A 25,196-nucleotide genomic window follows, 5' to 3' on the forward strand; every position below is an offset into this window, starting at 1 on the left:
CGTTCCTCGGTCTCACCCGCGCCCTGCGGCGGAGGACTCCGCCAGCGCGAGCCGGTAGTGGTCGACGAGCCGGTCGCCGACCGCCTCCCAGCTGCGTTCCACGACCGCGGCCCGGCCCGCCCGGCCGAACGCCCGGCGGAGTTCCGCGTCCCGGGCGAGCCGTTCCACCGCCTCCCGGAACCCGGTGCCCGCGCCGGGCGGGACGAGGAAGCCGGTGCGTCCGGGCTGGACCAGGTCGAGCGGTCCGCCGACGGCGGGGGCGATCACGGGCAGCCCGCTGGCCATCGCCTCCTGGAGGGTCTGGCCGAAGGTCTCGAACGGTCCGGTGTGCGCGAAGACGTCGAACGAGGCGTAGAGCCGGGCGAGTTCGTGCCCGGTACGGCGGCCCAGGAAGAGCGCGTCCGGCAGCGCGGCGCCCAGCCGGGCGCGGCTGGGGCCGTCACCGACCACCACCAGCCGTACGCCCGGGAGCCGGGACACCTCGGCCAGCCGCTCGACCTGCTTCTCCGGCGCCAGCCGCCCGACGTAGCCGACCAGCACCTCGCCGGGCCGGCCGAGGCGCCGGCGCAGGGCCTCGTCCCGGTGGCCGGGGTGGAAGCGCACGCAGTCGACGCCGCGCGGCCACAGGTGGACCCGGGGGACCCCGTGGGCCGTCAGGGCGTCGAGCGAGGCCCGGGACGGCGCCAAGGTCCGCGCGGCCGCCGTGTGGATGAGCCGCAGCCGGTGCCAGGCCAGCCGGGCCCCGGCGGCCCCGGCGAACGGCAGGTAGGTCCGGGCGTAGGCGGCGAGGTCGGTCTGGTAGACGGCGACGACGGGGACGCCCGCGCGCCCGGCCGCCGCCGCTCCGGCCGCCCCGAGGGCGAACGGGCCCGCCAGGTGCACCACATGGGGGCGGTGCTGCTCGACGGCGTCGGCCACCCGGCGCCCGGGGAGGGCGACCCGCACCTCCGGGTAGCCGGGCAGCGGGACGGACGGGACGCGGACCACCCGGTAGCCGTACGCCGACTCGTACGGCTCGCTCCCGCTTCCGCTCCCGCTGGCGTTCCCGCTCGTGCGGCGCTGGGCCGCGGGGGCCACCACCAGCGGGACGTGCCCCCGGGCCAGGAGGTGCTCGGCGGTCCGGAGCACGCTGTGGGCCACGCCGTTGACCTGCGGGGCGAAGGACTCGGCGACGATCACCACCCGCAGCCGCTCGCCGCCGGGGACCGGACCGGCCGCGGCGGGCGCCGCCGGCCGGGGCAGGACCCCGCTCACCGGGCGGCCTCCGCGGGTGCCGTGCTCTTCGTCGCGGCCGCGGCCTCCGGACGGGCCGGGACGGACCGGCCGACCATGCGCAGGTCCCGCAGGATCTCCCGGAAACAGGCGGTCAGACCCGCCTCGGCGTACGGCACGCCGATCTCCGCGCAGTAGGCGCGCACGATGCGCGAGGCCGGGCGCAGCGCCGCCACCGGCATGGCCGGGAAGAGGTGGTGCTCGATCTGGAGGCCGAGGCCGCCGAAGAGGAAGTGGACGAACCGGCCGGCCCGCAGGTTGCGGGAGGGCAGCACCTGCCGCCGGAGGTAGTCGGTGCGCTCGGCGCCGGGGCCGGTCATCGGCATGCCCTTGTGGTTGGGGGCGAAGATGCAGCCCAGGTAGACGCCGAACAGTGCCCCGAACAGCGCGGTGAAGGCGAGCGCCTGGAGCGGGGAGAGCACGAGGACGGTCAGGGCCGCCGCGACGGCGTAGTGCAGTACGGCGAGGGCGCGTTCCAGTGCCGGGTGCCTGACGGTGCCGCGGGTGAGGGTCAGGCCGGTGGCGACGAGCAGGCCGAGTGCCTGGAGGGACAGCAGCGGGAAGAACAGTGCCGCCTGGTGCCGTGCCACGAACCGCCGCAACCCCCGTGTCCGCTCGGCCTGTTGGGTGGTCCGGGCGAAGAGGAGGGAGTCGGCGGCCGGGTCCTGGCCCTCGCGGTTCGGGTGGGCGTGGTGCCGGTTGTGGTCGTCGACCCACCAGCCGTAGCTTATGCCGACCACCAGGTTCCCCAGCAGGATGCCCACCAGGTCGGTCGTCCGGCGGTCGGCGAACACCGCGCGGTGCGCGACGTCGTGGCCGAGCAGCGCCAACTGGCCCAGCACGAGGGCGAACAGCGGCGCCAGGCCGAGCTGCCACCAGTTCGCGCCGAGCGCCGTGAACCCGGCCAGCAGCCCCGCCAGCGCGGCCAGCAGTGCCGCGCTCCGGCACGCGTAGTACAGCGGGCGCCGACGCAGCAGACCGGCCTGCGCCACGCGCCGGTACAGTTCGGCGAACTCGCCGCGCCGGGCGGTCCCGGTGCTCGGGGGGTCCGGGATGTCCTGAACGGTCATGCCACCAATCCGGTCTCGGGCCGCCCCGGCCGGCCGTGTCCGTGCTGCGTGCCTGGGGCTCGAAGGCCCTGAGCCTTCCGTACCCGACCCGTCGGTGTCCCGCGCTGCCGGTGAATGCGACCCGATCGGGCGGGTGGCGGCCTCGGGCTGACGGCCCGCCGTTCGGAGGTCGGGAATCCGTACGGTCCGCCGCCGGGGGAGTGGGTTGTGGGGAGGCCGTCGACGCGATCGGGCACCTGGAGCCGTCCGTCCGGCAGGCGAGGGGGGTGTGACCGTATGTTGATCCGACCGGATGGCGGCCCTTCGCCGCGCGGCGCGCCGGGTCGTCGCCGAACCGGGCGTGTCCCGGTACGCGGGCTAGGTTCGGGTCCGTGACCGGCAACGACGCGGTCCTGGCGCTGATGGTCGTCACGGCGCTGGGCTTCGACTTCACCAACGGCTTCCACGACACCGGCAACGCGATGGCGACCTCGATCGTGACCGGCGCCCTCCCGCCGCGCGTCGCGGTCGCCGTCTCGGCGGTGCTCAACCTGGTCGGCGCGTTCCTGTCGACCGCCGTGGCGGCGACCATCGCCAACGGCCTGGTCGCCAGCGGGGAGGTGACCCTGACGGTGGTGTGCGCCGGCCTGACCGGCAGCATCCTGTGGAACCTGGCCACCTGGTTCCTCGGGATCCCCTCCAGCTCCTCGCACGCGTTGATCGGCGGGGTGGTCGGGGCGACGGTGGCGGCGGCCGGGGTCGGGGCCGTCAAGTGGCAGGGGCTGGTCTCCAAGGTGATCGTGCCCGCGGCGCTGTCGCCGTTCATCGCCGGCGGGGTGGCGGTGGTCGGCACCCTCCTGGTCTACCGCCTCACCCGGGACGTGCCCGAGGGCCCGCGCGGACGCGGGTTCCGGCTCGGCCAGATCGGCTCGGCCTCCATGGTCTCGCTCGCCCACGGCACCAACGACGCGCAGAAGACCATGGGCGCCATCACCCTGGCCCTGATCGCCAACGGCACCCTTCAGGCCGGAGCGAAGGCGCCCGACTGGGTGATCGTCTCCTGCGCGCTCGCGATCGCCCTGGGCACCTACATCGGCGGCTGGCGGGTGATCCGCGCGCTGGGCAAGGGGCTGGTGGAGATCGAGCCGCCGCAGGGGATGGCCGCCGAGTCGGCCTCGGCCGCGGTGATCCTCTGCTCCACCGACTTCGGCTACTCGCTCTCCACCACCCACGTGGCCACCGGGTCGATCCTGGGCTCGGGGATCGGGCGGAGCGGTGCCGTGGTGCGCTGGCAGCTCGCCCGCCGGATGGTGGCGGCCTGGCTGCTCACCCTGCCGGCCGCGGCGGGGGTCGGCGCGGTGGCCTACTGGACCGCGAACGGGATCGGCGGGACGACCGGGGTGGCGGTGATCTTCACCGTGCTGGTGCTGGCGTCGGTCGCCTTCTTCGCCGCCTCCCGCTACCCGGCCGTGACGCCGGAGAACGTCAACGCCGCCTGGACCGGTTCGGTGGCCCCGGAGCCCGTCAAGGACGAGGTGAGGTCGTGAACTCCTGGGTCAACCTGGACGCGGTGTGGAAGATCGTCGTGGTGGGCCTGGTCACCGGTGCCGGTCTGCCCGCGCTGTTCGCCCTCGGCCTGCGCCTGCTCAACCCGTCCGGTCCGTCCGGTCCGTCGGACCCGTCCGGCCCGGCCGACGAGGCGGCGGCCGTCCGGCCCACCGCCGGCCCGGTCGGCTCCACCCTGGCCGGACTCATTTTCGCGCTGGTGCTCGCGGCGATCGGCTGGGGCATCTACGTCATCGTCAACCACCGCTGACCGTCCGCCGCCCCGGCCCGGCCCGGGCGGGCCCCGCCGAATTCCGCTCCGGCAACCGGGTGAAATGGTACGGAGTCGCCTGGCGCGAATGGAAGCCGGGCCCGACGCTGCCAGAATGCAATTTCTCCGAGGGCCACCTGAACGGACGGGGCCACTGGACGGCAGGAGCGGAACATGCGACTCGTTCGACCACGCAATAGTTCGGAAAGCGCGCCCGACCTGGATGCGGCGCGTCTCCCGTGGACGTTGATGTACCACTCGGTGACGTCGGCGACCGAGGACCCCTATCTGATCACCGTCGACCCCGCGCGATTCCGCCGCCAGCTGCGCTGGCTGTCCGCGCGCGGACTGCGCGGGGTGTCGGTGGGCGAGCTGATGCGTTCCCACCGGAACGGAACCGCCGCGGGAAAGGTGGGGCTCAGCTTCGACGACGGATACCGCGACTTCGTGGAGGAGGCCCTGCCCGCACTGGCGGAGTACGACTTCACGGCGACGGTCTACGTGGTGGCCGGCCGGCTCGGCGGGTACAACGACTGGGACGAGCAGGGCCCGCGCAAGCCGCTGATGACGGCGGCCCAGGTCCGCGAGGCCGCCGCCGAGGGGGTGGAGATCGGCTCGCACGGGCTGACGCACCGGCGGCTGGCGGGCCTGGGGGCGCGGGATCTGGCGGCCCAGGTCGCCGACAGCCGCCACGTGCTGGAGGACCTCACGGGCCGGTCGGTCGAGGGGTTCTGCTACCCGTACGGTTCGCTCGACGACGCCGCCGTGGAGGCGGTGGCGCACACCGGGTACGGGTACGGGTGCGCGGTCAGCCCCGGTGTCCACGGCGGGGAGTTCGCGCTTCCCCGATGTTACGTCGGCGACCGGGACGGGCCGCTGCACCTGACCGCGAAGCTGGTGCGCGACCGCTGGCTGCGCTGACGGTCGCTCAGGGGGCGGTGGCGGCCGGCTCCAGGTGCAGCCAGGACTCGTGCCAGAGCAGGGCGCACCGCCGGTCGCAGCCGGTGGCGAGCGGCTCGCCACCGCAGCGCAGGCCGTCGAGGATGAACCAGCGCCCCCCGGTGGGGTGTTGCCACCAGGCGAGGGACCGGTGGCGCAGTTCGAGGGCGCTGTGACGGGTGCCGGTGTGGTGTTCCATCCCCGGCTGGAAGGGGACGCCGTGCAGGCGCCCGTCGGGGTCGAGGGTCGCGCGGATCTCCGCGAGGCCGCGTACGGTCGCCCACAGGGCGACGGGCCGGGGGGCGGGGACCGGCGCGGGCGCGGGCTCCAGCCATTCGTCGCGGAACAGCAGGGCGCAGTCCAGCCCGCAGCCCTGGGTGCCGTCGGCGCCGTGGCAGGTCGCGCCGGCCAGGGCGACGGTGCCCGACAGGCGCCGCACCCGGTAGTGGTCGTCGATCATGCGGCGCACGATGCGCTCGACCTGGTAGACGCCGCCGCAGAACGACCACTGGCTGCCGGTGAACCACAGGCCGCGGTGGCGGTCCTTGTCGTCGAGGGTGGCGCGCACCGCGGCCTCGTCCTTCACCCGGACCCAGTCCCCCTCGGCGAACCGGGAGGGCCGGCCGGGCGCCGGAATGTCGGCGCGGCGCTCGCGCAGGCCCTCGCGGGCGATCCTGGCGCGGCGCACGACGCCGAGTGGGGGAAGGTCGCGCAGGGGCAGGTTCTTGTACTGGCAGCGGTTCGCGGCGGTTCCGCAGAGCGGCTCCGCGGTATGGGTGAACCGTGATTCCTCAACGGCCATCAGTGAAATCCCATCGGGTCGGAGATATCGGCACAGGCTAGCGCACCCGGTCTTTTACGCGCTGGCTCGTCGGACCCTACCGGCGCCATGTCGAGAGAAATAACACTAGACGCACTAAGAGCCCCATGGGGTGAAACATCGTCGTTCCCAGGGAATTCTGGTCAGGGTCCGTGTTCATGTGCGTGTAATGTTTGCACCGTTGTCGGGGTGGAGTGGCCGAGTGGCTAGGCGGCGGCTTGCAGGGCCGTTCAGATGGGTTCGATTCCTATCTCCACCTTTTACTTCCGAGTTCTTTCGAGACATTTCGACCCGTGTCGAAAGGCGCGCCCGGAACAGGACGAGCGGTGCGGTCACCTGGGGCTCCGGGGCACATCACCCGGCGAAGGGAACGCTCATGTCCACCTCCCCCAGCGGCTCGGCCGCCGCGCTGCGCGCCGTCCGGGTCGCGGGGCCGGGTGCGGCCCCCGAACTGGTCGAGGTCCCCTCGCGGGAACCCGGTCCGGGAGCCGTGCGGATCACCGTGGAGGCGTGCGGGGTCTGCCACTCCGACCTGCTCATCGCCGGCGGCCTGCTGCCCGGCAGCACCTTCCCGATCACCGCGGGGCATGAGATCGCCGGCCGCGTCGACGCCCTCGGCGAAGGCGTGGAGGGCTGGCGGGTCGGCGACCGGGTCGCGGTCGGCTGGTACGGCGGCAGCTGCGGGCACTGCGACGCGTGCCGGGCGGGCGACGGCCTGCACTGCGCGCGGGTCGAGATCCCCGGCGTCGCCTATCCGGGCGGGTTCGCCGACTCCGTCGTCGTCCCGGCCGTGGCCCTGGCGGCGATCCCGGACGAGCTCACGGCGGTCGAGGCGGCGCCGCTGGCCTGCGCGGGGGTGACGGTCTTCAACGCCCTGCGCCGCTCCGCCGCACGGCCCGGGGACACCGTCGCCATCCTGGGGATCGGCGGACTCGGCCACCTGGGCGTCCAGTTCGCCGAGAAGATGGGCTTCCGCACCGTCGCCATCGCCCGCGGCCAGGAGAAGGGGCCGCTCGCGCTCCGGCTCGGCGCCGCCCACTACATCGACAGCACCGCGGGCGATGTCGCCGAGGCCCTACGGCGGTTGGGGGGCGCGAAGGTGGTCCTGTCCACCGTCACCAACGCGCCCGCCGTGGTGGCGACGATCGACGGGATCACCCGCCGGGGCGAGCTCGTCATGGTCGGACTCCCGGCGGAGCCGCTGCAGCTGAGCGCCCTGCAGCTGATCCAGGGCGACCGGAAGGTCTACGCGCACTCCTCGGGCATCGCGGTCGACACCCAGGACACGCTGCGCTTCGCGGCGCAGACGGGGGTGCGGGCCTGGGTCGAGGAGGTGCCGCTGGAGCGGACCGCGGCGGCGGTGGAGAAGATGGCCGCCAATCGGGCCCGCTTCCGCATGGTCGTCACCACCGGCCGCTGAGCGGCGGCCCTCGGAGCCGACCATCGGAGCCGACCATCGGAGCCGGCCCCTCGGGGCCGGCTCCCGGCGTGTCCGGGCAGGTGGACGGGGGTGAGCGGCCCTCCGGTGGCGCGGCGCGGGCGCGTACCCCTGGACTTACTAGGACGTCCAACTATATGGTCGACGGCAGGTCCGCGGTGTCAGGGAAGCCGGTGTGAGTCCGGCACGGTCCCGCCACTGTGACCGGGGAGTCCGTCCTCGCAGATGACGGCCACTGGCAGCCAGCCGGGAAGGCCTGAGGGCGTGCGGTGATCCGGGAGTCAGGATACCGGCCGCGGGTGGTTCGTGTTTTCCACGAGGATGGAGACGACACACATGACTCCGGGCTGCTTCCGTTCCACCGCGCCTGGCTGTCCCGTGCCGACGACCGCCGGGGCGCCCGCGTCCTGACGTACCGTCACACCGCCGTACGCCCGTGCCGAGGGGCGCACCACCGTGCGCCCGCCAACCGGCGGCGGCCTCCATTCCTCCTCTCCCCACCCCTGTCGAGAGTAGGAACCGATGGTCCGAGAACTGACCCACTTCATCGCCGGCAAGCCCACGGCCGGCACCTCCGGCCGCTTCGGCGACGTGTACGACCCCAACACCGGCCGGGTGCAGGCCCGGGTGCCCCTGGCGAGCCGCGCCGAGGTCGAGGCGGTGATCGCCGACGCCGAGCAGGCCCAGCCCGCGTGGGCCGCCTGGAACCCGCAGCGGCGGGCCCGTGTCCTGCTGCGCTTCCTCCAGCTCGTCGAGCAGGAGAAGGACGAGCTGGCCCGGCTGCTCTCCGCCGAGCACGGCAAGACCGTGGCCGACGCCCACGGCGACATCCAACGCGGCCTGGAGGTCGTGGAGTTCGCCGCCGGTATCCCGCACCTGCTGAAGGGCGAGTTCAGCGACAACGCCGGGACGGGCATCGACGTGTACTCGATGCGCCAGCCGCTCGGCGTGGTCGCGGGCATCACGCCGTTCAACTTCCCGGCGATGATCCCGCTCTGGAAGGCCGCGCCCGCGCTGGCCTGCGGAAACGCCTTCGTGCTCAAGCCCTCGGAGCGCGACCCCTCGGTGCCGCTGCGGCTGGCCGAGCTGTTCCTGGAGGCCGGGCTGCCGCCGGGCGTGCTCAACGTCGTCAACGGCGACAAGGAGGCCGTGGACACCCTGCTGGAGGACCCGCGGGTCCAGGCGCTCGGCTTCGTCGGCTCCACGCCGGTCGCCCAGTACGTGTACGCCACCGCCGCCGCGCACGGGAAGCGGGCGCAGTGCTTCGGCGGGGCCAAGAACCACCTGATCGTGATGCCGGACGCCGACCTCGACCAGGCGGCGGACGCGCTGATCGGGGCCGGGTACGGCTCGGCCGGGGAGCGCTGCATGGCGATCTCGGTGGCCGTTCCGGTGGGGGAGGCGACGGCGGACGCCCTGGTGGCGAAGCTGGTCGAGCGGATCGGCGCGCTCAAGGTCGGGCGCTCGGACGACCCGGCGGCGGACTTCGGCCCGCTGGTCGGCGCCGACGCGCTGGCGCGGGTGCGCGGCTACCTGGACCTCGGGGTCGAGGAGGGCGCCGAACTCGTCGTCGACGGACGGGACTTCCGGCTGGCGGGGCACGAGGACGGCTACTTCCTCGGGGCCTCGCTGTTCGACCGGGTCACGCCCGGCATGCGGATCTACCGGGAGGAGATCTTCGGCCCGGTGCTCACCGTGGTGCGTGCCGCCGACTACGAGGAGGCGCTGCGGCTGCCCAGCGAGCACGAGTTCGGCAACGGGGTGGCCATCTACACCCGGGACGGCGACACTGCCCGGGACTTCGCCCGCCGGGTGAACACCGGCATGGTCGGGGTCAACGTGCCGATCCCGGTGCCGATCGCCTACCACACCTTCGGCGGCTGGAAGCGCTCCGCGTTCGGGGACCTCAACCAGCACGGGCCGGACTCGATCCGCTTCTACACCCGCACCCGCACCGTCACCTCGCGCTGGCCCTCCGGGGCCAAGGAGGGCGCGAGCTTCACCATCCCGACGATGGGCTGAGGCGCGCCGTGCACACCCATCTGACCGACGACCAGCTCGCCATCGTCGCGGCCACCCGGGACTTCGCCCGCGAGCACCTCGCCCCGTACGCCGTCGAGTGGGACCAGGCCAAGCACTTCCCGGTCGACGTCCTGCGCAAGGCCGCCGACCTGGGCCTCGGCGGCGTCTACGTGCGGGAGGAGTCGGGCGGCTCGGAGCTCGGCCGCCAGGACGGCGTGCTCGTCTTCGAGGCGCTGGCGACCGGCTGCCCGTCCATCGCCGGCTACCTGTCGATCCACAACATGGTCGCCTGGATGGTCGACCGCTACGGCAGTCCCGCCCAGCGCGCCCGGCTGCTGCCCGGGCTCTGCTCGACGGAGCTGCTCGGCAGCTACTGCCTCACCGAGCCCGGCGCGGGCTCGGACGCCGCCGCGCTGGCCACCCGGGCCCGCCGGCACGGGGACCACTGGGTCCTGGACGGCGTCAAGCAGTTCGTCTCGGGCGCCGGCACCTCGCAGGTGTACGTGGTGATGGCCCGCACCGGCGGCCCGGGGGCCCGGGGCGTCTCCGCGTTCCTGGTGGAGCGGGACGACCCCGGCGTCTCCTTCGGAGCGAACGAGAAGAAGATGGGCTGGAACGCCCAGCCGACCCGGCAGGTGCTGCTGGACGGCGTCCGGCTCCCCGCCGACCGCCTGCTCGGCGGGGAGGGGGAGGGCTTCCGGATCGCCATGAACGGGCTGAACGGCGGCCGGCTGGGTATCGCCGCCTGCTCCGTCGGCGGCGCGCAGGACGCCCTGGAGCGGGCCACCCGCCACCTGGCCGACCGGGAGGCGTTCGGGGCGGCGCTGCTGCACGCCCAGGCGCTGCGGTTCCGGCTCGCCGACATGGCCACCGAGCTGGAGGCGGCCAGGTCGCTGCTCTGGCGGGCCGCCGCCGCGCTGGACCGGGGCGACCCCCGGGCGCCGGAGCTGTGCGCGATGGCCAAGCGCCACGCCACCGACACCGGCTTCGAGGTGGCCAACCAGGCGCTCCAACTCCACGGCGGCTACGGCTACCTGGCCGAGTACGGCATCGAGAAGATCGTCCGCGACCTGCGGGTGCACCAGATCCTGGAAGGGACCAACGAGATCATGCGCGTCATCGTCGCCCGCGGCCTGACCGGGGCCGCGTGATGGGTACGGATGAGGTGCTCGTCCAGCGCGAGGGCCGGGCGGGTCTGATCGTCCTCAACCGCCCGGCGGCCCTGAACGCCCTCACCCACGGCATGGTGCGGAGGATCTCCGCCGCACTGGACGGGTGGGAGCGGGACGGCGACGTGGAGACCGTCGTGATCACCGGCGCCGGTGAGCGGGCCTTCTGCGCGGGCGGCGACATCGTCGCCATCCACCGCGCCGCCACCGGCGGTGACCCGGGTGCCGTCGAGGAGTTCTGGCGCGACGAGTACCGCCTCAACGCCCGGATCGCCCGCTACCCGAAGCCCTACGTCGCCGTGATGAACGGCATCGTGATGGGCGGCGGGGTCGGCGTCTCCGCCCACGGCAGCGTCCGGATCGTCGCGGAGACCACCAGGGTCGCCCTGCCGGAGGCCGGCATCGGCTTCGTCCCCGACGTCGGCGGCACCTACCTGCTCGCCCTCGCGCCGGGGGAGTCGGGCACCCACCTCGCCCTGACCGCGGGATCCGTCGGCGCCGGGGACGCGTTGCTGTGCGGGCTCGCCGACCACTTCGTGCCCGCCGAGCGGCTGCCCGCCCTGCTGGACGACCTGGCCGAACTGCCCGTCCACGACGCCCTGGAACGGAACATCGGGCCCGCGCCGGCCGGCGTGCTGGACGCGCAGCGCGGATGGATCGACCACTGCTACGCGGCCGGCACCGTGGAGGAGATCCTCGACCGGCTGCGGGAGAGCGGCGAACCCGAGGCCAAGAAGGCCGCCGACCGGATCGCCGCCAACTCCCCGACCGCCGTGAAGGCGACGCTCGCGGCCCTGCGCCGGGCCCGGGCACTCGGCCCGCTGGAGGCCGTCCTCGACCAGGAGTACCGCACCTCCTGCGCGGCGCTCGCCACGCCGGACCTCGCCGAGGGCATCCGGGCCCAGGTGATCGACAAGGACCGCACCCCGCGGTGGAGCCCGGCGACGCTGAGCGCCGTCGAACCCGCCGCCGTGGACCGCTACTTCGCCCCGCTCGGCGACCGTGAACTCGGCCTCGCCGCCACCACACCCCTGGAGCGCTGGTGACCCAGACGATCGGATTCATCGGACTCGGCAACATGGGCGGCCCGATGGCCGCCAACCTGGTCAAGGCCGGACACCGGGTGACCGGCTACGACCTGGCCCCGGACGCCCGGGAGCGCGCCGCCGGGAACGGCGTCGCCGTGGCCGCCTCGGCGGCGCAGGCGGTGGCGGCGGCCGGGACGGTCGTCACCATGCTCCCGACCGGACGCCATGTCCTGGACGCCTACGGTGAGTTGACGGCAGCGGCGCCGAGCGGCGCGCTGTTCGTGGACTGCTCCACCATCGCGGTCGGGGACGCCCGGGTGGCCGCCGACCTCGCCCGGGTCGCCGGGCACCGGGCCGTCGACGCACCGGTCTCCGGCGGCGTGGCCGGCGCCGAGGCGGCCGGCCTGACCTTCATGGTCGGCGCGGACGCCGCCGACTTCGCCGACGCCGAGCCGCTGCTGGCGGCGATGGGCCGGCGGGTCGTCCACTGCGGAGGGTCCGGCGCCGGCCAGGCGGCGAAGATCTGCAACAACATGATCCTCGGCGTCTCCATGATCGCGGTCAGCGAGGCCTTCGTCCTCGGGGAGAGCCTCGGGCTCAGCCACCAGGCCCTGTTCGACGTGGCCTCCACCGCCTCCGGTCAGTGCTGGGCGCTCACCGCCAACTGTCCCGTCCCCGGCCCCGTCCCGGCCAGCCCCGCCAACCGCGACTACGCGGCCGGATTCGCGGCCACCCTGATGGCCAAGGACCTCGGGCTGGCCGCCGACGCCGCCACCGCCTCCGCCGTCCCAGCCGAACTGGGCCGACGGGCCGCCGAGTTGTACGCCGCCTTCGCCCAGGACGAGGGCGCCGGGCTGGACTTCTCCGCCATCATCACCACCCTCCGGGAGGGCGCCGCATGACGTACGGGACGATCCTGGTCGAGCGCAAGGGCCGGGTGGGGCTGATCACGCTCGACCGGCCCAAGGCGCTCAACGCGCTCAACACCCGGCTGATGAACGAAGTCGTCGCGGCCGCAACGGAGTTCGACCGGGACCAGGAGATCGGCTGCCTGGTGGTCACCGGCTCGGAGAAGGCCTTCGCGGCCGGCGCCGACATCAAGGAGATGCAGTCGCTCGACTTCGTCGACGCCTACCTCGGCGACTGGTTCGCCGCCTGGGACCGCTTCGGCGCCCTGCGCAAGCCCGTCGTCGCGGCGGTCGCGGGCTACGCGCTGGGCGGCGGCTGCGAGTTGGCCATGCTGTGCGACGTCCTGCTGGCGGCGGACACCGCGAAGTTCGGGCAGCCGGAGATCAAGCTCGGCGTCATCCCGGGCATCGGGGGCTCGCAGCGGCTCACCCGGGCGGTCGGCAAGGCGAAGGCCATGGAGCTGTGCCTGACCGGTCGGATGATGGGCGCCGAGGAGGCCGAGCGGGCCGGGCTGGTCTCCCGGATCGTCCCCGCCGACCAGCTGCTGTCCGAGGCCCTGGCCACCGCCGAGACGATCGCGGCGATGTCCGCCCCGGCCGCGATCATGCTCAAGGAGAGCGTCAACCGCTCGTACGAGACGACCCTCGCCGAGGGCGTCCGCTTCGAACGGCGGCTGTTCCACGCGACGTTCGCGACGGCGGACCAGAAGGAGGGCATGGCGGCCTTCGCCGAGAAGCGCCCGCCGGAGTTCCAGAACCGCTGACAGCCCGGCCGGTGCGCCGCCCCTCCCCGGGGGCGGCGCACCACGGCTTGCGGGGATGACTGCTGGACGTACGGATCTGACCCTGGTCATGAGCGTCGGCAGAACTCCGCGTCGGCGAGGTCGCGGGCCGCCGCGCCCTGGAGTGCGAGGCGGTCGGTGTTGAAGGAGACGGTCATCCGGTGGCGGGTGTCGCGGGTGGAGACCGTGAGGGCCTCGAATCCGTAGCCGCCGCCGCGGTACCCCCAGAGCTCGATCCCGCAGGAGGTGGTCATGCGGGCGATGCCGAGGCCCTGGTCGTCGATGCCGGCGGGCACGGTGGTGGTCATCTCCCGCAGCTGCGCCGGGGGCAGCAGCCGGCCGGTGAGCAGGGCGTGGTAGAAGCGGTCGAGGTCGTCGGCCGTGCTGATGATCTCGCCACTGGCGCGCAGCGCCGAGGGGTTGAACTCCGTGACGTCGACGCCCGGCGGGGGCAGTTGGACCTGGGCGGTGGAGTAGTCCCGGCCGGACGGCCGGGGCAACGACTCGCGGGTTCCCGGTGAGTCGGTGCCCCGCAGGTGGAGCGGGTCGATGATGCGCCGGCGCAGCTCGTGCTCGTAGGAGCTGCCGGTGATCCGCTCCACGATCATCGCGGCCAGGAGGTAGTTGGTGTTGGAGTACACGAACCTCTCGCCGGGAGCGGCCGTGGGTGGCTTCGACATCGCGACGGCCAGGAGCTCCTCGGGTGTCCAGGTGTCGTGCAGGTGCTCGAGCCAGACCGGCCCGATCTGGTGCAGGGCGGGGTCGTTGAGGTAGTTGTACACACCGCTGGTGTGGTTCAGCAGCTGCCGGACGGTGATGCGGCGGCCGTCGTGGCCGTGGCCCCGGACCAGATCCGGCAGCCACTTCTCCACGGTGTCGTCGATGCCGAGCCGCCCCTCCGCCTCCAGCTGGAGCACGAGCACGGCTGTGAACGTCTTGGTGATGCTGCCCACCCGGAAGTGGTCCGCCGGACGGGGCGGACGTCCCGTCCTCCGGTCCGCGACCCCCGCCGTTCCCACCCATCGGCCTTCGCTCTCGGCCACGGTGACGAGGACCCCGGGCGCACCGTCCCGTACCGCCCGCTCCATCGCGGCCCGCGTCCGTGCGTGCCCCGGCCGGCCGGCCCCGTCGGCCGGTGCGGTGGCGGCCGCTGGGGACGCCGGGACCGGGAGGAGCGCGGTCAGGAGTGCGGCGGCCACGGCGGCGAGGGTGGCCGGGCCTCTTCCGGTGGCCACGGGCATGGGCGTGCTCCCTCTCGGGGCGGGGATCATCCGTCCTCAGTCAAACAGAGGTGCCACCGCCCCGCATGCGGGGTGACCCGCCGGCGCTTGCCCTGTTCCGGTGAGGAAACCGCAGGTCACCGGGTCGCTGGGGGCGGACGGTGCGACCAGGCGGCGGGAACGGACGACCGTGGCGCCGTCGCCGCGGAGGTTCGGCCCGGTGATGGCGTCGGCGACCTCCGCGGGGTGGGTGCAGGAGCACCGCGTCGCGTCGGACAGTTGGGTTCGGGGTGCGGGCCAGGCCCAGGAGCGCGCTGGTGTCCGCGGTGCGCCAGGCCCGTCGCTACTCGCCGGCTGGGCTTCCAACGTCGGTGCGCGGAAGGCGAATCGACGTGGGGATCAGGGTTTCGTGTGGCGTGTTCCTGGCAAGCTATCCCAACCATGGGCTTGTCGCCGGTCGCCGGTCATCCTCCTGTCGCTGTCTTCCGTGAGCCCCGGGGCGGGCGGCCCGACCCGGTGCTGGGGCCGCGGGTCGCCGCCGAGGCGGGGCGGGCCGCGCGTGTGCTGGCCGGGGTGGTGACCCATGCCGGACCGGTCGAGCGGACCGCCGCGCTGCGGCAGGCCGCCGCGGCAGCGGGCGGGGTGGTGGCCGCACTGTCGGCGCTGGCGCCGGCCCTGGCGGGTGAGGACGTGCCGGCGGAGTCGACCAGTCAGTCGTACTTCCGGGTCCGCGAGGTGGAGCTGTCGGACCAGCAGGCCGCCCTGCACGGCCTGTTGGTCGTCCACCGCGGCCTGGAGGACCTCTGCGAGGCTCCGTTGTCGGGTGCCGACCTGGCGCTGGAGGTGGCCGGGATGCGGCGGTCGGTGCTCGACCTCACCGGAGTCGCGCCGGGCACCGAATCCGGACCCGTTCCGGCGCCGGCCGTCCCGGAGCCCGGTGCGGGGCCGTCGTCGGAGCGCGCGTGGAGCGCGCGCTGGCTCATCGGGCACCAGGTCCACGTGCTGTTCAACGTCTGTGCCGCGGTCGCCGTGGCCGACGCCACCCGCCACCTGCGCGACGGTGACGGCGATGCCGCGCTGGGACGGCTGGCGGACGCGACGGAGTACGTGCGCGGCTTCCCCGCGGCTATGAACCACGCCAGTACGATCCCGGCCGACTACTACATGGCGGCGATCCGCCGGACCATGGCGCCGCCGTCGACGGACATCCCGCTCAGCGGGCGCCAGCACCGCGGGTACAGGCTCTTCCGGGCGGCGATGAAGGACCTGCTGACGCTGGTTCCCGACTCGTACGAGCAACTGGCCGACCGCGACACCGAGTTGGCCCAGGCGCGGGACGCCCTCCTGGAAGCCGACATCGTGGACGCCGAACGGCACGTCACCCTCGCGTACTCGATGGTCCGGCTGCGCCGTTCCATCGCCCAGCGGCCCGAGGGCCCCGACAACGCCGTCGCCGAACTACGACAGATGCGCCACCGCCGCGCGGCCCAGTACGCCCCCCTGATCCGATTCGGGGACCACTACGTCGCCGACGCCGTGGCCGGCCTGCGCCACTCGTGAGTCCGCGCGTCCGCCCGTCCACACCCCCGGCAGGAGACCCGATGCCCGGCACCACCCACAACACCGCCGTCGCCGCGGACTGGAACCTGGGCCCGGCCGACGCCGACACGTGCGAGCGCCTGGCCCGGACCCTGTCCGCCGACGGGGGCGACCAGGTCGACAGCCCCGCATGGGTGGCACGGGCCCGGGACGCCTGGGACGAACTCCCGCTGCCGCTGCGCCGGGCGGTGCGCCGGTTCCGACGGCACTCCGGCCCGCGCGGCACCCTGGTGATCGGCGGCCTGCCCGTCGACCGGGCGGTCCTGCCCCCGACACCGGCCGTACCTGGCTCGGTCCAGCGGCAGGCGACCGTCCCGGCCGCGCTGCTCACCATGGTGGCCTGCGGGCTCGGCGAGCCGCTCGCCTACCTGGCCGAGAAGTCGGGGGCCCTCGTGCAGGACGTCGTGCCGGTGCCCGGGCAGGAGGCCTTCCACGGCAACGCCGGATCGGTGCCGCTGTCCTTCCACACCGAGAACGGCTTCCACCCCCACCCGCCGGACTACGTGGTCTTCCTGTGCCTGCGCGCCGACCACGACCGGACCGCCGGGATGCGCGTCGCCGGCATCCGCCAGGCACTGCCCCTCCTCACCCCGGCCGACCGGGAGGCCCTGTCCGCAGCGGAGTTCCGCACCACGCCGCCGCCCTCCTTCGGCCCCGACGCCGCGAGCGGGGCCGGAGCCGAACCCCGGCCGGTGCTGTCCGGCGCGGCCGAGGACCCCGACATCCGCATGGCCCAACTCGTCACCACCCCGCTCACCCCTCGGGCCGCCGCCGCGCTGGCCGCGTTCGGCCGGGCCTGCGAGGCGACCGCCCGCTCCCTGCGCCTGGCCCCCGGCGACCTGGTCATCATCGACAACCGCGTCACCGTCCACGGCCGCACCGCCTTCCGGCCCCGCTACGACGGGGCGGACCGCTGGCTGCAACGCACCTATGCCAGCGCCGACCTGCGCCGCTCCCGCGACCACCGACCCGACGACGGCCACGTCCTCGCCCGCTGACCGGCCGTGACGGGTGGGGGCGCCCCCCAGCCCCCGCCCGCCGCGCACGGCACGCACGGTGCGGCCACCCGGGCCCGGAGGCCCTGGGTGGCCGCAGGCCGGGACGCGATGTCAGCAGCAGCCGTGCCACTGGTAGTCGGTCGGGGCCTCGAGTCCGGCCTCGGAGACGTCGCCGTCGGTGCCGACGGCGGCGGTGGCGGGGTGGATGGTGGTGCCCTTCTTGATCGTCTCGGCGACGGTGATGTCCTTGATCTCCTCCGGCGGGACCGTCAGCGGGCTCGCGGAGAGGATCACCAGGTCGGCGAGCTTGCCGACCTCGATGCTGCCCTTGCGGTCCTGCTCGAAGTACTGGTGGGCGGCGTGGATGGTGATGGACTTGACCGCGTCCAACGCCGACACGCACTGCTCGGGCCCGAGGACGACCTGGTCGGTGCGGGTGCGGCGGGTGACCTGGCTGGAGAGGATGGCGATCGAGTTGGGCAGGGCCACCGGGGCGTCGTGGTGCGAGGTGTAGACCATCCCCCGGTCCACGGCCCAGCGGGCGGGGGAGATGGTGGCGGCCCGCTCCGGCCCGAGGACGGTCTTGCGGTACCAGTCGCCCCAGTAGTACGTGTGCATGGAGAAGAAGGACGGGATGACGCCCAGGCGGGCGAAGTCCTCGATCTGCTCCTCGCGGGCGGTCTGGGCGTGGATCGCCACCGTCCGCCGGTCGGCGTCGGCGGGCTCGACCTCGGCGGAGGCGGTCCGGACCGCCTCGATGAACTGGTCGATCGCGGCGTCGCCGTTGACGTGCGCCAGCACCTGCCAGCCCCTGGCGTACGCGGTGCCCACCTGCTCCAGGACGACCTTGGGGTCCTCGATGGTGGGGTAGCCGGAGTAGCCCTCGGGGGTGCCTTCCGGCCGCTCCTTGTAGGGCTCGGTGAGCCAGGCCGTGCGGCCTTGCGGGGATCCGTCCAGGTACATCTTCACCCCGGCCGCGCGCACGCCCCGGTGGTACTCCTGGCTCGCGCCGACCGGGTCCGGCTCCGGCGAGGCCGTGGCCTCGTCGGCCCGTGCGTAGGCGACAACGTCGATCTTGAAGGGTTTGAGGGCCGCGGCGTCCCGCAGGGCTTTCAGGTTCTTCAGTGTGGCGCCGCCCTCCTGGACGGTCGTGAAGCCGAAGCTCGCGGCCGACGCCACGCCCTTGCTGAAGAGGGCGGCCATCGCGGTCAACGGCAGCCCCTCGGTGGCCTTTTCGGAGGCCGGGCTGAAGGCCGTCTCCTCCAGCACGCCGTTGGGCTCACCGAACGGCCGGGCCACGGGGCCGGGTTGGCGGCGGATGACGCCGCCGTCCGGGTCGGCGGTGGCCCTGGTGTAGCCCAACTCCCGCAGGCCCCGGCTGTTCACGGCCCCGAGGTGGAAGGACTGGTGGATGGCCAGCACCGGCCGGGTGGTGGACACCTTGTCGAGATCCTCGCGGGTGGGGTGCCGGCCTTCGGCGAGCATGGCGTCGTCGTAACCGAACCCGATGATCCACTTGGAGAAGGCGCCCACCGGCGTCTTCGCCCACGCGCGCAGCTTGTCCAGGAGCGAGTCGATGTCCGTGACGTCGCCGTCGGGGGCGGCCAGCAGGTTGGCGAGGGTGGCCTGCAGCCCGATGCCGCCCAGGTGGCCGTGGGCGTCGATGAACCCGGGCAGCAGGGCGCGGCCGGCGAGGTCCCGCACCTTCGTCCGCGGCCCCTGCCAGCGGTCGACGGCCTCCTGGTAGTCGCCGACGTGGACGATGACTCCGTCCTTGACAGCCACTGCCTCGGGACGGGGATCGGACTCCTGGGAGTCGGCGGCCGCCGTCACGATCTCACCGCCGTGGAAGATGACATCGGCCTCGTCGTACGGTGCCGCAGCCTGGACATCACCGGCGTCCGTCGTCACTCCCGGCTGACCGCTCATTCCGGTTCCTTTCCGCTGCCTACGTTCAGTGACCTCGGGTCTACCCTTGGCTATCGGGTTGTGAACATGAACCTGACCCTGAATGCCGCTCAGGTGATGGCGCCGGGGCAGGTGTGGCTAGTGAGGTGGACCGCCAGGAGTCGTCAGGCGGCTACGCAGGGGCCCTTTCCCTTCTTGTCCGGGAAAACCCCGCCGCATCGCCCCTCTCTGCTGCCATTGCCGTTGTAGACGCTGACGACGCGGAACACGGTCGGCTCCACCGCCGTGCGGTGGACGTACTGCGGGGGTGTCTGGGGACCGACATTGAAGTCATTTGCGCCGAACCTGTCCCTCTCTCCCTGGGAGCTCTTCTGCGCCGGCTGCCAGAAGGCGTACTTCGACATACTGGACCAGTTCGTCATGTAGTTCAGCAGGTCTGTGCTCAGGGTGGTGGCCTTGCCGACTTGTGGCCACCCGGCCTTGACCGCTTCGGTGATCGGGTCGAACCGTGCGGCTTCGGCGAAGAGAACGGCCGGCTGGCACAGGGACGCTCCGTCTGCTCCGTTGCCCTTGCTGGCGAAGTCCTTGACCGCGCTGTTCAGACTGTTGTCCGTTATCTCCAGCTTTCCAGAGCTGATCTTTTCGCAGAGCTTGGGGTATTGCGTGCCCTTCGTCCAGCTGCCGGTCCTATCGGCGGGGAAGGGGTAGTCGCGCCATTTCTGCTCGGGTGTTTCGAATCGGATATAGCTGTTTTTTTCATCGATGTACAGGCCGATGATATAGAGGTCGTCCTTGCGCATCAGGAAGGTGATGTGCTGCGACTGGTCGCGGCTGGTGATCCGGAGCCCGACGAAGTCCTCCGTCGTGTATGACTTGGGGTTCTTGGGTTTGGCGTCCACCACCTTTTGCTGCGTGGACGGGCTGACGCGCAGCTCCAGTTCACCGTCGGAGGTCTGCCATACAGCCGCGGGTGCCACGGCGCGGCGGATCGACGTGATGTAGCCGACATAGTCATCCGCTTTGCCCCACTGATCCGCCCCGAATTCCAGAGGTGCGGCGGGCAGCGGCGCTTGCGGTGCCGCCTGTGGGTCGGCGGTCGGAGCAGTGGAGCAGGCGGCCAGGGACACGGCCGCGAGGCCGATGGCGAGGACGGACGGGTATCGGGGTACGGAGGCCTCGGGCATGGGGTGACTTCTTTCAGGGCCCGACGGGCCCGCGCGGGTCAGATGCGAGGGGGTTGCGCGCGACCGGTTCAGGAAGCGGGGAGGCGCTTGCGTCGCCCGGCGGGCGCCGCCGTGCGTTTGGCGGGCGTCGTGCGCTTGGCTGCGGCCCGGCGGGGCTTCGCGTCCGTCGGGCGAGGCGCGGTGCGGGAGGTCCGTGTCGTACGCGGGGTCGTAGTGATGCGGCCGACCTGAGTGCGCTTCTCAGGGCCCGGAGGCTGGAGGGCTTTGCCCGTCCCGTCCTTGACCACGGGCGTGGCCACCAGAATGACGGCCTTGGTGGCCTTCCCGACCAGGGTGAACGTCTGCTCGGCCACCGGCGCGAGCGCGGGGACGACGAAGACGACGGTGAGGGATTTCCCGTCCTCGGACGGGGTGACCTTGGCGACGGTGGATCCGTGGTCGGGGACGAACTCTTCGCCCGTCACGGTGACCTCGAAGGTGGCCCCACGTACGGTGCTCTGGCCCGTGTTGGTGAGGTTCCAGACGTAGGTGACGTTGTCGCCGACCAGGGGTGCGGGGGGAGAGACCGTCGTGGTGATCGCGACCTGCGCGGTGCTGCCGATGGGCACGGGGTCGCTGCCGGAGGCCAGGCCGGTCGTGGAGCCGACGGTGGCGGACCGGGTGACGGCGGCCTTCGGGCCGGCCGGGTCGGGGGAGACGGTGACCCGTACGGCGATCTGCGCGGCCTCGCCCGGTGCGAGCTCTCCCACGGGGACGGTCCGCCGGCCGGGGTGCGCCGGATCGACGGTGCCGCTGCGCGGGGCGGTGTCGACGGTGGCGTCCAGGAAGACGAGGTCCTTCGGGAGCGTCAGGACGAACGAGGTGTCCCGGGCGCTGGAGGGCCCGTCGTTGCCGAGGGACCAGACCAGGACGCTCTCGCCGCCGGCGGTGACCGGGTACGGGAGTTGGAAGGCGCTGATCCGTACGGTGCTGCGGACGGTGACGTTCAGCCGGGCGGTGTGGGTGACCGGGCTCGCGCCGTCCGCGAACAGCAGTGCGGTGACGGCGAGCGGATCGGGTCCTTTCGCCGGGGCGGCGGGGGCCTGGGGCGATACCCGGCAGGTGACCCGCACGGTCTGCTTCCCGGTGGAGAGGCCGTCGAGGCCGAGGGTGAGGTGTCCGTCGCTCTGCGACAGCGAGGACGCGGCCTGGCCGTCGACCAGGGCCTCGGTGGCGGTGAGCTCGGGGGGCAGGGCGATCCGGAGGGAGGCGGGGCCGGTGGCGCAGGTTCCGGCCCTGGCGACCGTCCAGGTGAACGGGACCGTGGTACCGGCATCGGCGGTGCGGAGGTCGGCGGTGTCCGGGCCCGGGGTGAGGGCCAGGACGGCGTCGGAGTCGATCTCGATCCGCGCCACCGCGTCGGCCGCTGCCTGCCCGTTCTCCGTGACCACCGCCCGTCCGCGCACCGTGCCCCGTGCCTGGGCCAGGCCGTCGGTGGTGGTGGTGCCGGTGGCGGTCACGGTGACGGGCAGGCCGGGCTTGAGGTCGGGCAGGGGTGTCGAACCGGCCTGGCCGGACGTCTTCCTGCCGTTCGAGACGGTGATCTTGGGACTGCCCAGCTCGGGTGGCAGGGTGAGGGCGGCGACGGCGCCGGAGGCCAGCGACGGACCGCGGTTGACCACCGTCCAGACGAGCGAGGCCGGTTCGCCCACCGTCACCGGGCTGGGGGTGCCGGTGCCGTCGATCGTGAGCGCGCTCGTGCGGGTGACCCGCACCGCGTCGGTCTTGCCCGTGGCGTCGGCGGTGTCGCGCGCCTTGGCGGTGGCGGTCACGGCGGGGATGGTGTCCGCCTTGGCGGCCGGGTCGACGAGGGCCGTGACGGTGACCGTGCGCTGTTCGCCCGGACCGAGCCGATCGATCCGCGGCCACTGGACCTTCCTGCCGTCGGGAGCCGGCGCGCCGCTGTGGGAGGAGGTGCGGTAGGTGAGGGAGGCCGGCAGGCCGACGGTGAGGTCGATCTTCTCCGCGGAGGGCCCGCCGGCGTGGGTGAGGGTCCACACATAGGTGAGGTCGCGCCCGGCGACCACCTCGGGCGGGACGGCTGTGCCGGTGAGGCCCAACGCGGCCTTGACCTCGGCCGTCAGGGTGTTCTTGACCTCGGGGGCGTCGGTGGCCCGGGCGTGGGCGGTCGCCTCCAGCGGGCCGGTGACATCGCTGCGGACGGTGGCGGTGGCCTCGAAGGTGAGCTGCTGGTCCTTCGACAGCGTGCCGAGGGAGTCGAGGACGAGCTGCCGGTTCCGCTCGTCCCAGGTCGCCGTCTGTGATCCGCCTTTGGTGACCTTGCCCGTTGGGTCGGACACCTGGTCGGGCATGGCGATCCGGACGGTGAGCCCGGACGTGTCGGAGGGCCCCTTGTTGGTCAGCGTCCAGCGGTAGGTGATCGGCTTTCCGGAGTCGGTGGGGTTCGAGGCGACCTCGCCGATCAGGTCCAGCTGGGACGAGGCGCGGGCGGTGGCCTCGGCGGTCTTCCAGAGCGGGAAGGCCTGTGCGGAACAGGCGTACGCGCGGGCGGGCAGCGAGCCGGTGGCACCGTCGTCGACGACGGTCTCCACCGAGAAGTCCTGGGTCTTGCCCGGGGCGAGTGAACCCAGGTAGCCGACGATCACCTTGGGGGTGGGGGCGGCGGGCAGCCCGTCGACCTTCTTCGGCTTGACGTCGGTGGGCAGGGTGATCGACACGTAGATGTTCTTGGCGGTGACCTTTCGGCCGGTGTTCTTGAGGGTCCAGGAGTAGGTCACGGGATCGCCGGGGTCGATCGTTTCCGGATCGGCCTTCGCCTTGGTGAACTTCAGTGTGGTGGTCTTGTCCTTCTCGTCGTCATCGTCATCCGACTCGTCGTGGTCCTCTCCAGTGCCGTCGCCGCCGAACGGGGGCGGAAAGCCGAAGGGCACGAAGCCGGAGGGGAAGTGGAAACCGCCCATCCCCTGCTTGACGGGGACGGTGATGTCCTGGCAGACCTCAGTGGAACCATCGCCGGTGAACAGGCCGGTGGTGGTGAGCTTCTCGTCTCGCGTGCCGCCGACCGTCGTGACGACCGTGAACCATCCGCCGGCCTTGCCGGGTGCCAACTCCATCTGGGTGTAGCTGGGTTGCTGGCCGTCGGCGAGGTGCAGGGCGCTCGGCAGCTTGACCGTACGGGTCACGTTGCGGGCCAGGGACGGACCGGTGTTCACCACATGCCAGGCCAGGGCGAGCTGGTCGCCGTCCTGGACCGTCTCGGGGCTGAACCGGGTCTCGACGACCCTGAGTTGGGCCTTCACCGTCACCTGGACCGTGGCCGGAGCCTCGGGCGTCCTGGCCGGCTTCCCGGTGCGGGGATCGAGTGTCCGCGCATCGGCACCGGCCTTGAGAGTGAGCGAGTCGCGCACCTCCGGGGCGGGCCAGGCACGGAGGGTGAGGTCGGCCGGGTGGTCCGGCGGGAGGGTGCCCAGATCCCAGCTGATGTCCTTGCCGTTGATGGTGGCTGTCGGGGTGGCGGACACGAAGGTGGCACCGGGCGGCAGGGTGACCCGTGCCGTGACGCCGGTTGCCGTGGAACTCCCCTTGTTGGTGAGCGTCCACCGGAAGTCAGCGGGGTGGTCGCGGTCACCCGCCACCACCCGGGGCGGGTCGGTGGTTTCGGCGCGCAGCGACAGCACGGCCTCGGCGGTGGCGGTGACGGTCACCTCGGTCGCGGGGAGTCTGATCGGCCTCTTTGTTGTGGCGTCCAGGGTCGTGGCGGAGGCTTTCGCGGTGGCGGTCAGCGGGCCGAGGGCCCCGGGGTCGACCTTCGCGGTGACGGCGACGGTCGTGTCGCCGCACTCGACCGGGGGCAGCGCCCAGCTGACGCTGCCGCCCTTCTGGAGCGCGCCGCCCTCGGTGGCGGAGACGAAGGCCAGACCGTCCGGCAGCGTCGCGGTGACGGCGAGGCCACGGACGACGGCGGGGCCCTCGTTGTGGAAGGTCCAGGTGCAGGTGAGCTCGTCCCGCCCGGCGACCGCCCGCTGGGGGACGGCGGCCGCTGTGCAGGTGAGCGTGGCGAGTTCCTGGACCTTCAGGGTGACGGGTACCCGCGGGGTGGTCGCCGGACTGCCGGAGCCGTCCGGCCTGCTGAAGGTCGTCATGGCCGTGGCGACCAGGGTGTCCCGTGCGTTCGGGGACGTCTTCGCCTTGACCGTCACGGTGCGCGATCGGGGTGGGTCCAGGTAGCCGAGCTGCCAGAGGACAGTGCCGTCGGCTTGCAGGGTTCCGCCCCCGTCGGCGGAGTCGAAGCGCACCCCGGCCGGAAGAGTGGCCCGTACACTCACCATCTCGGCGCTGGACGGTCCCCGGTTCTCCACCTTCCAACGGAAACTGACGGGTTGGCCTGCGGCCACCGTTTCGCCGGTGGGGTCGCCCGTCAGGGAGAGGTCCACTTTCGACACGGGTACCACGATCGTCTGCCGGCTCGGCGTCGCGTCGGCGTTGTGGACACCGAACAGGACACCCAGGGGGATGCCGGCGTTCGGCGCGATCTGCACGGTGAGGGCCACCACGGCTTTCTCGCCACGCTTCAAGGGCGGCAGCTGGTACTCCGGAGCGGGCTTGTCGTCGATGGTGCAGCCGACTTCGCTCAGGCCCTCCCCCATGTCGAACTCACCGACGGCGGAGGTGACGTCGTCGGGCCCGAGGTTCGTCACCGTCCAGGAGAGGACCGCGTTCTCGCCCGCCACCGGTTCGGGAGGCTTCACGGTGCCCTGGCTCAAGTCGAGCGTGGCGTTCCCGGAGACGGTGATCCTGGTGGCCGAAGAGCCGGGGTCGATGTGGGTGTCGTCCCCGAGGAGCTCCGCCTCGGCCGAGGCATCGGCGACCTCTGCCCGGTCCGTATCGCCCGCTCGCTGCTGGGTCCTCGACGGTCTCTTGGTGGCTGCCGTACGTGCCATCGTCCTGCTGCTCCTCGGTGTGGCCCGCTCAGCGGGAAGGAGTGAAGTCAGAGGCCGGTGGGGAACGCCGGGTGGGCAGGGGCCTTCGCTCCGGCCGCGAGGGT

At 73.0% G+C, this 25,196-nt stretch carries 18 protein-coding genes, 1 tRNA gene and 1 riboswitch; of the genes, 12 read left to right on the forward strand and 7 right to left on the reverse strand.

The annotated features are described in order from the left end of the window. Positions 1 to 12: 12 nt before the first annotated feature. Both ACFVXH_RS17965 and ACFVXH_RS17970 read right to left on the reverse strand, forming a co-directional pair. Positions 13 to 1,188, reverse strand: coding sequence for a glycosyltransferase family 1 protein (locus ACFVXH_RS17965; RefSeq protein WP_074003805.1), 1,176 nt, complete (start codon positions 1,186 to 1,188; stop codon positions 13 to 15). Positions 1,189 to 1,250: 62 nt separating this feature from the next. After that, positions 1,251 to 2,342, reverse strand: a complete 1,092-nt coding sequence (locus ACFVXH_RS17970; RefSeq protein WP_074003492.1) for an acyl-CoA desaturase — start codon at positions 2,340 to 2,342, stop codon at positions 1,251 to 1,253. 371 nt (positions 2,343 to 2,713) lie between these two features. On the opposite strand from ACFVXH_RS17970, the gene ACFVXH_RS17975 reads away from it, so the two are divergent. From ACFVXH_RS17975 to ACFVXH_RS17985, 3 genes are all read left to right on the forward strand, one after another. Beyond that, the gene (locus ACFVXH_RS17975) at positions 2,714 to 3,868 is read left to right on the forward strand and encodes an inorganic phosphate transporter (protein ID WP_241852963.1); all 1,155 of its coding nucleotides are present in this window, start codon (positions 2,714 to 2,716) and stop codon (positions 3,866 to 3,868) included. Beyond that, positions 3,865 to 4,137, forward strand: a complete 273-nt coding sequence (locus tag ACFVXH_RS17980) for a hypothetical protein (protein WP_074003491.1) — start codon at positions 3,865 to 3,867, stop codon at positions 4,135 to 4,137. Before ACFVXH_RS17975 ends, ACFVXH_RS17980 begins: the two co-directional genes overlap by 4 nt. Positions 4,138 to 4,398: 261 nt before the next feature. Next, the gene (locus tag ACFVXH_RS17985) at positions 4,399 to 5,058 is read left to right on the forward strand and encodes a polysaccharide deacetylase family protein (protein ID WP_198959395.1); all 660 of its coding nucleotides are present in this window, start codon (positions 4,399 to 4,401) and stop codon (positions 5,056 to 5,058) included. 7 nt (positions 5,059 to 5,065) lie between these two features. On the opposite strand, the gene ACFVXH_RS17990 is transcribed toward ACFVXH_RS17985, so the two are convergent. Next, a complete protein-coding gene (locus ACFVXH_RS17990) occupies positions 5,066 to 5,878 on the reverse strand; it encodes a hypothetical protein (RefSeq protein ID WP_074003489.1) in 813 nt (270 codons plus the stop codon). 206 nt (positions 5,879 to 6,084) lie between these two features. Here ACFVXH_RS17990 and ACFVXH_RS17995 point away from each other — a divergent pair. From ACFVXH_RS17995 to ACFVXH_RS18025, 7 genes are all read left to right on the forward strand, one after another. Continuing rightward, positions 6,085 to 6,155, forward strand: a tRNA-Cys gene (locus tag ACFVXH_RS17995). A 117-nt stretch (positions 6,156 to 6,272) separates the two neighbouring features. Next, a complete protein-coding gene (locus ACFVXH_RS18000; RefSeq protein WP_387824683.1) occupies positions 6,273 to 7,316 on the forward strand; it encodes an alcohol dehydrogenase catalytic domain-containing protein in 1,044 nt (347 codons plus the stop codon). Between the two features lie 139 nt (positions 7,317 to 7,455). Then, a riboswitch (cobalamin riboswitch) is annotated at positions 7,456 to 7,647 on the forward strand. A 209-nt stretch (positions 7,648 to 7,856) separates the two neighbouring features. Continuing rightward, positions 7,857 to 9,356, forward strand: coding sequence for a CoA-acylating methylmalonate-semialdehyde dehydrogenase (locus ACFVXH_RS18005; RefSeq protein WP_049653559.1), 1,500 nt, complete (start codon positions 7,857 to 7,859; stop codon positions 9,354 to 9,356). 8 nt (positions 9,357 to 9,364) lie between these two features. Further along, positions 9,365 to 10,507, forward strand: coding sequence for an acyl-CoA dehydrogenase family protein (locus ACFVXH_RS18010; RefSeq protein WP_387824686.1), 1,143 nt, complete (start codon positions 9,365 to 9,367; stop codon positions 10,505 to 10,507). Next, complete coding sequence (locus ACFVXH_RS18015; protein WP_387824985.1) at positions 10,507 to 11,571, forward strand: enoyl-CoA hydratase/isomerase family protein; 1,065 nt, start codon at positions 10,507 to 10,509, stop codon at positions 11,569 to 11,571. Before ACFVXH_RS18010 ends, ACFVXH_RS18015 begins: the two co-directional genes overlap by 1 nt. Then, positions 11,568 to 12,455, forward strand: coding sequence for a 3-hydroxyisobutyrate dehydrogenase (gene mmsB, locus ACFVXH_RS18020; RefSeq protein ID WP_387824689.1), 888 nt, complete (start codon positions 11,568 to 11,570; stop codon positions 12,453 to 12,455). Before ACFVXH_RS18015 ends, mmsB begins: the two co-directional genes overlap by 4 nt. Further along, positions 12,452 to 13,225, forward strand: coding sequence for an enoyl-CoA hydratase (locus ACFVXH_RS18025; protein WP_387824692.1), 774 nt, complete (start codon positions 12,452 to 12,454; stop codon positions 13,223 to 13,225). The genes mmsB and ACFVXH_RS18025 overlap by 4 nt, the downstream gene beginning before the upstream one ends. Positions 13,226 to 13,311: 86 nt before the next feature. On the opposite strand, the gene ACFVXH_RS18030 is transcribed toward ACFVXH_RS18025, so the two are convergent. Then, entirely contained in the window at positions 13,312 to 14,514 is a 1,203-nt protein-coding gene (locus ACFVXH_RS18030; protein ID WP_387824695.1) for a serine hydrolase domain-containing protein, read from the reverse strand. A gap of 465 nt (positions 14,515 to 14,979) precedes the next feature. On the opposite strand from ACFVXH_RS18030, the gene ACFVXH_RS18035 reads away from it, so the two are divergent. Next, positions 14,980 to 16,023, forward strand: coding sequence for a hypothetical protein (locus tag ACFVXH_RS18035; RefSeq protein WP_387824697.1), 1,044 nt, complete (start codon positions 14,980 to 14,982; stop codon positions 16,021 to 16,023). 41 nt (positions 16,024 to 16,064) lie between these two features. Then, positions 16,065 to 17,060 (forward strand): TauD/TfdA family dioxygenase, encoded by a 996-nt coding sequence (locus ACFVXH_RS18040; protein WP_387824700.1) that lies wholly within the window; start codon positions 16,065 to 16,067, stop codon positions 17,058 to 17,060. Positions 17,061 to 17,171: 111 nt separating this feature from the next. On the opposite strand, the gene ACFVXH_RS18045 is transcribed toward ACFVXH_RS18040, so the two are convergent. The 3 genes from ACFVXH_RS18045 to ACFVXH_RS18055 all read right to left on the reverse strand — a co-directional run bounded on the left by ACFVXH_RS18045 (position 17,172) and on the right by ACFVXH_RS18055 (position 25,092). After that, entirely contained in the window at positions 17,172 to 18,989 is a 1,818-nt protein-coding gene (locus ACFVXH_RS18045) for an amidohydrolase (RefSeq protein WP_387824703.1), read from the reverse strand. 143 nt (positions 18,990 to 19,132) lie between these two features. Beyond that, on the reverse strand, positions 19,133 to 20,152 hold the full coding sequence (locus tag ACFVXH_RS18050) for a ribosome-inactivating family protein (RefSeq protein WP_387824706.1): 1,020 nt from the start codon (positions 20,150 to 20,152) through the stop codon (positions 19,133 to 19,135). Between the two features lie 68 nt (positions 20,153 to 20,220). Then, a complete protein-coding gene (locus tag ACFVXH_RS18055) occupies positions 20,221 to 25,092 on the reverse strand; it encodes a hypothetical protein (protein WP_387824709.1) in 4,872 nt (1,623 codons plus the stop codon). Between the last annotated feature and the right edge of the window lie 104 nt (positions 25,093 to 25,196).

It is taken from the genome of Kitasatospora sp. NPDC058184, from assembly GCF_042883725.1.
Taxonomy (GTDB): Bacteria; Actinomycetota; Actinomycetes; order Streptomycetales; family Streptomycetaceae; genus Kitasatospora.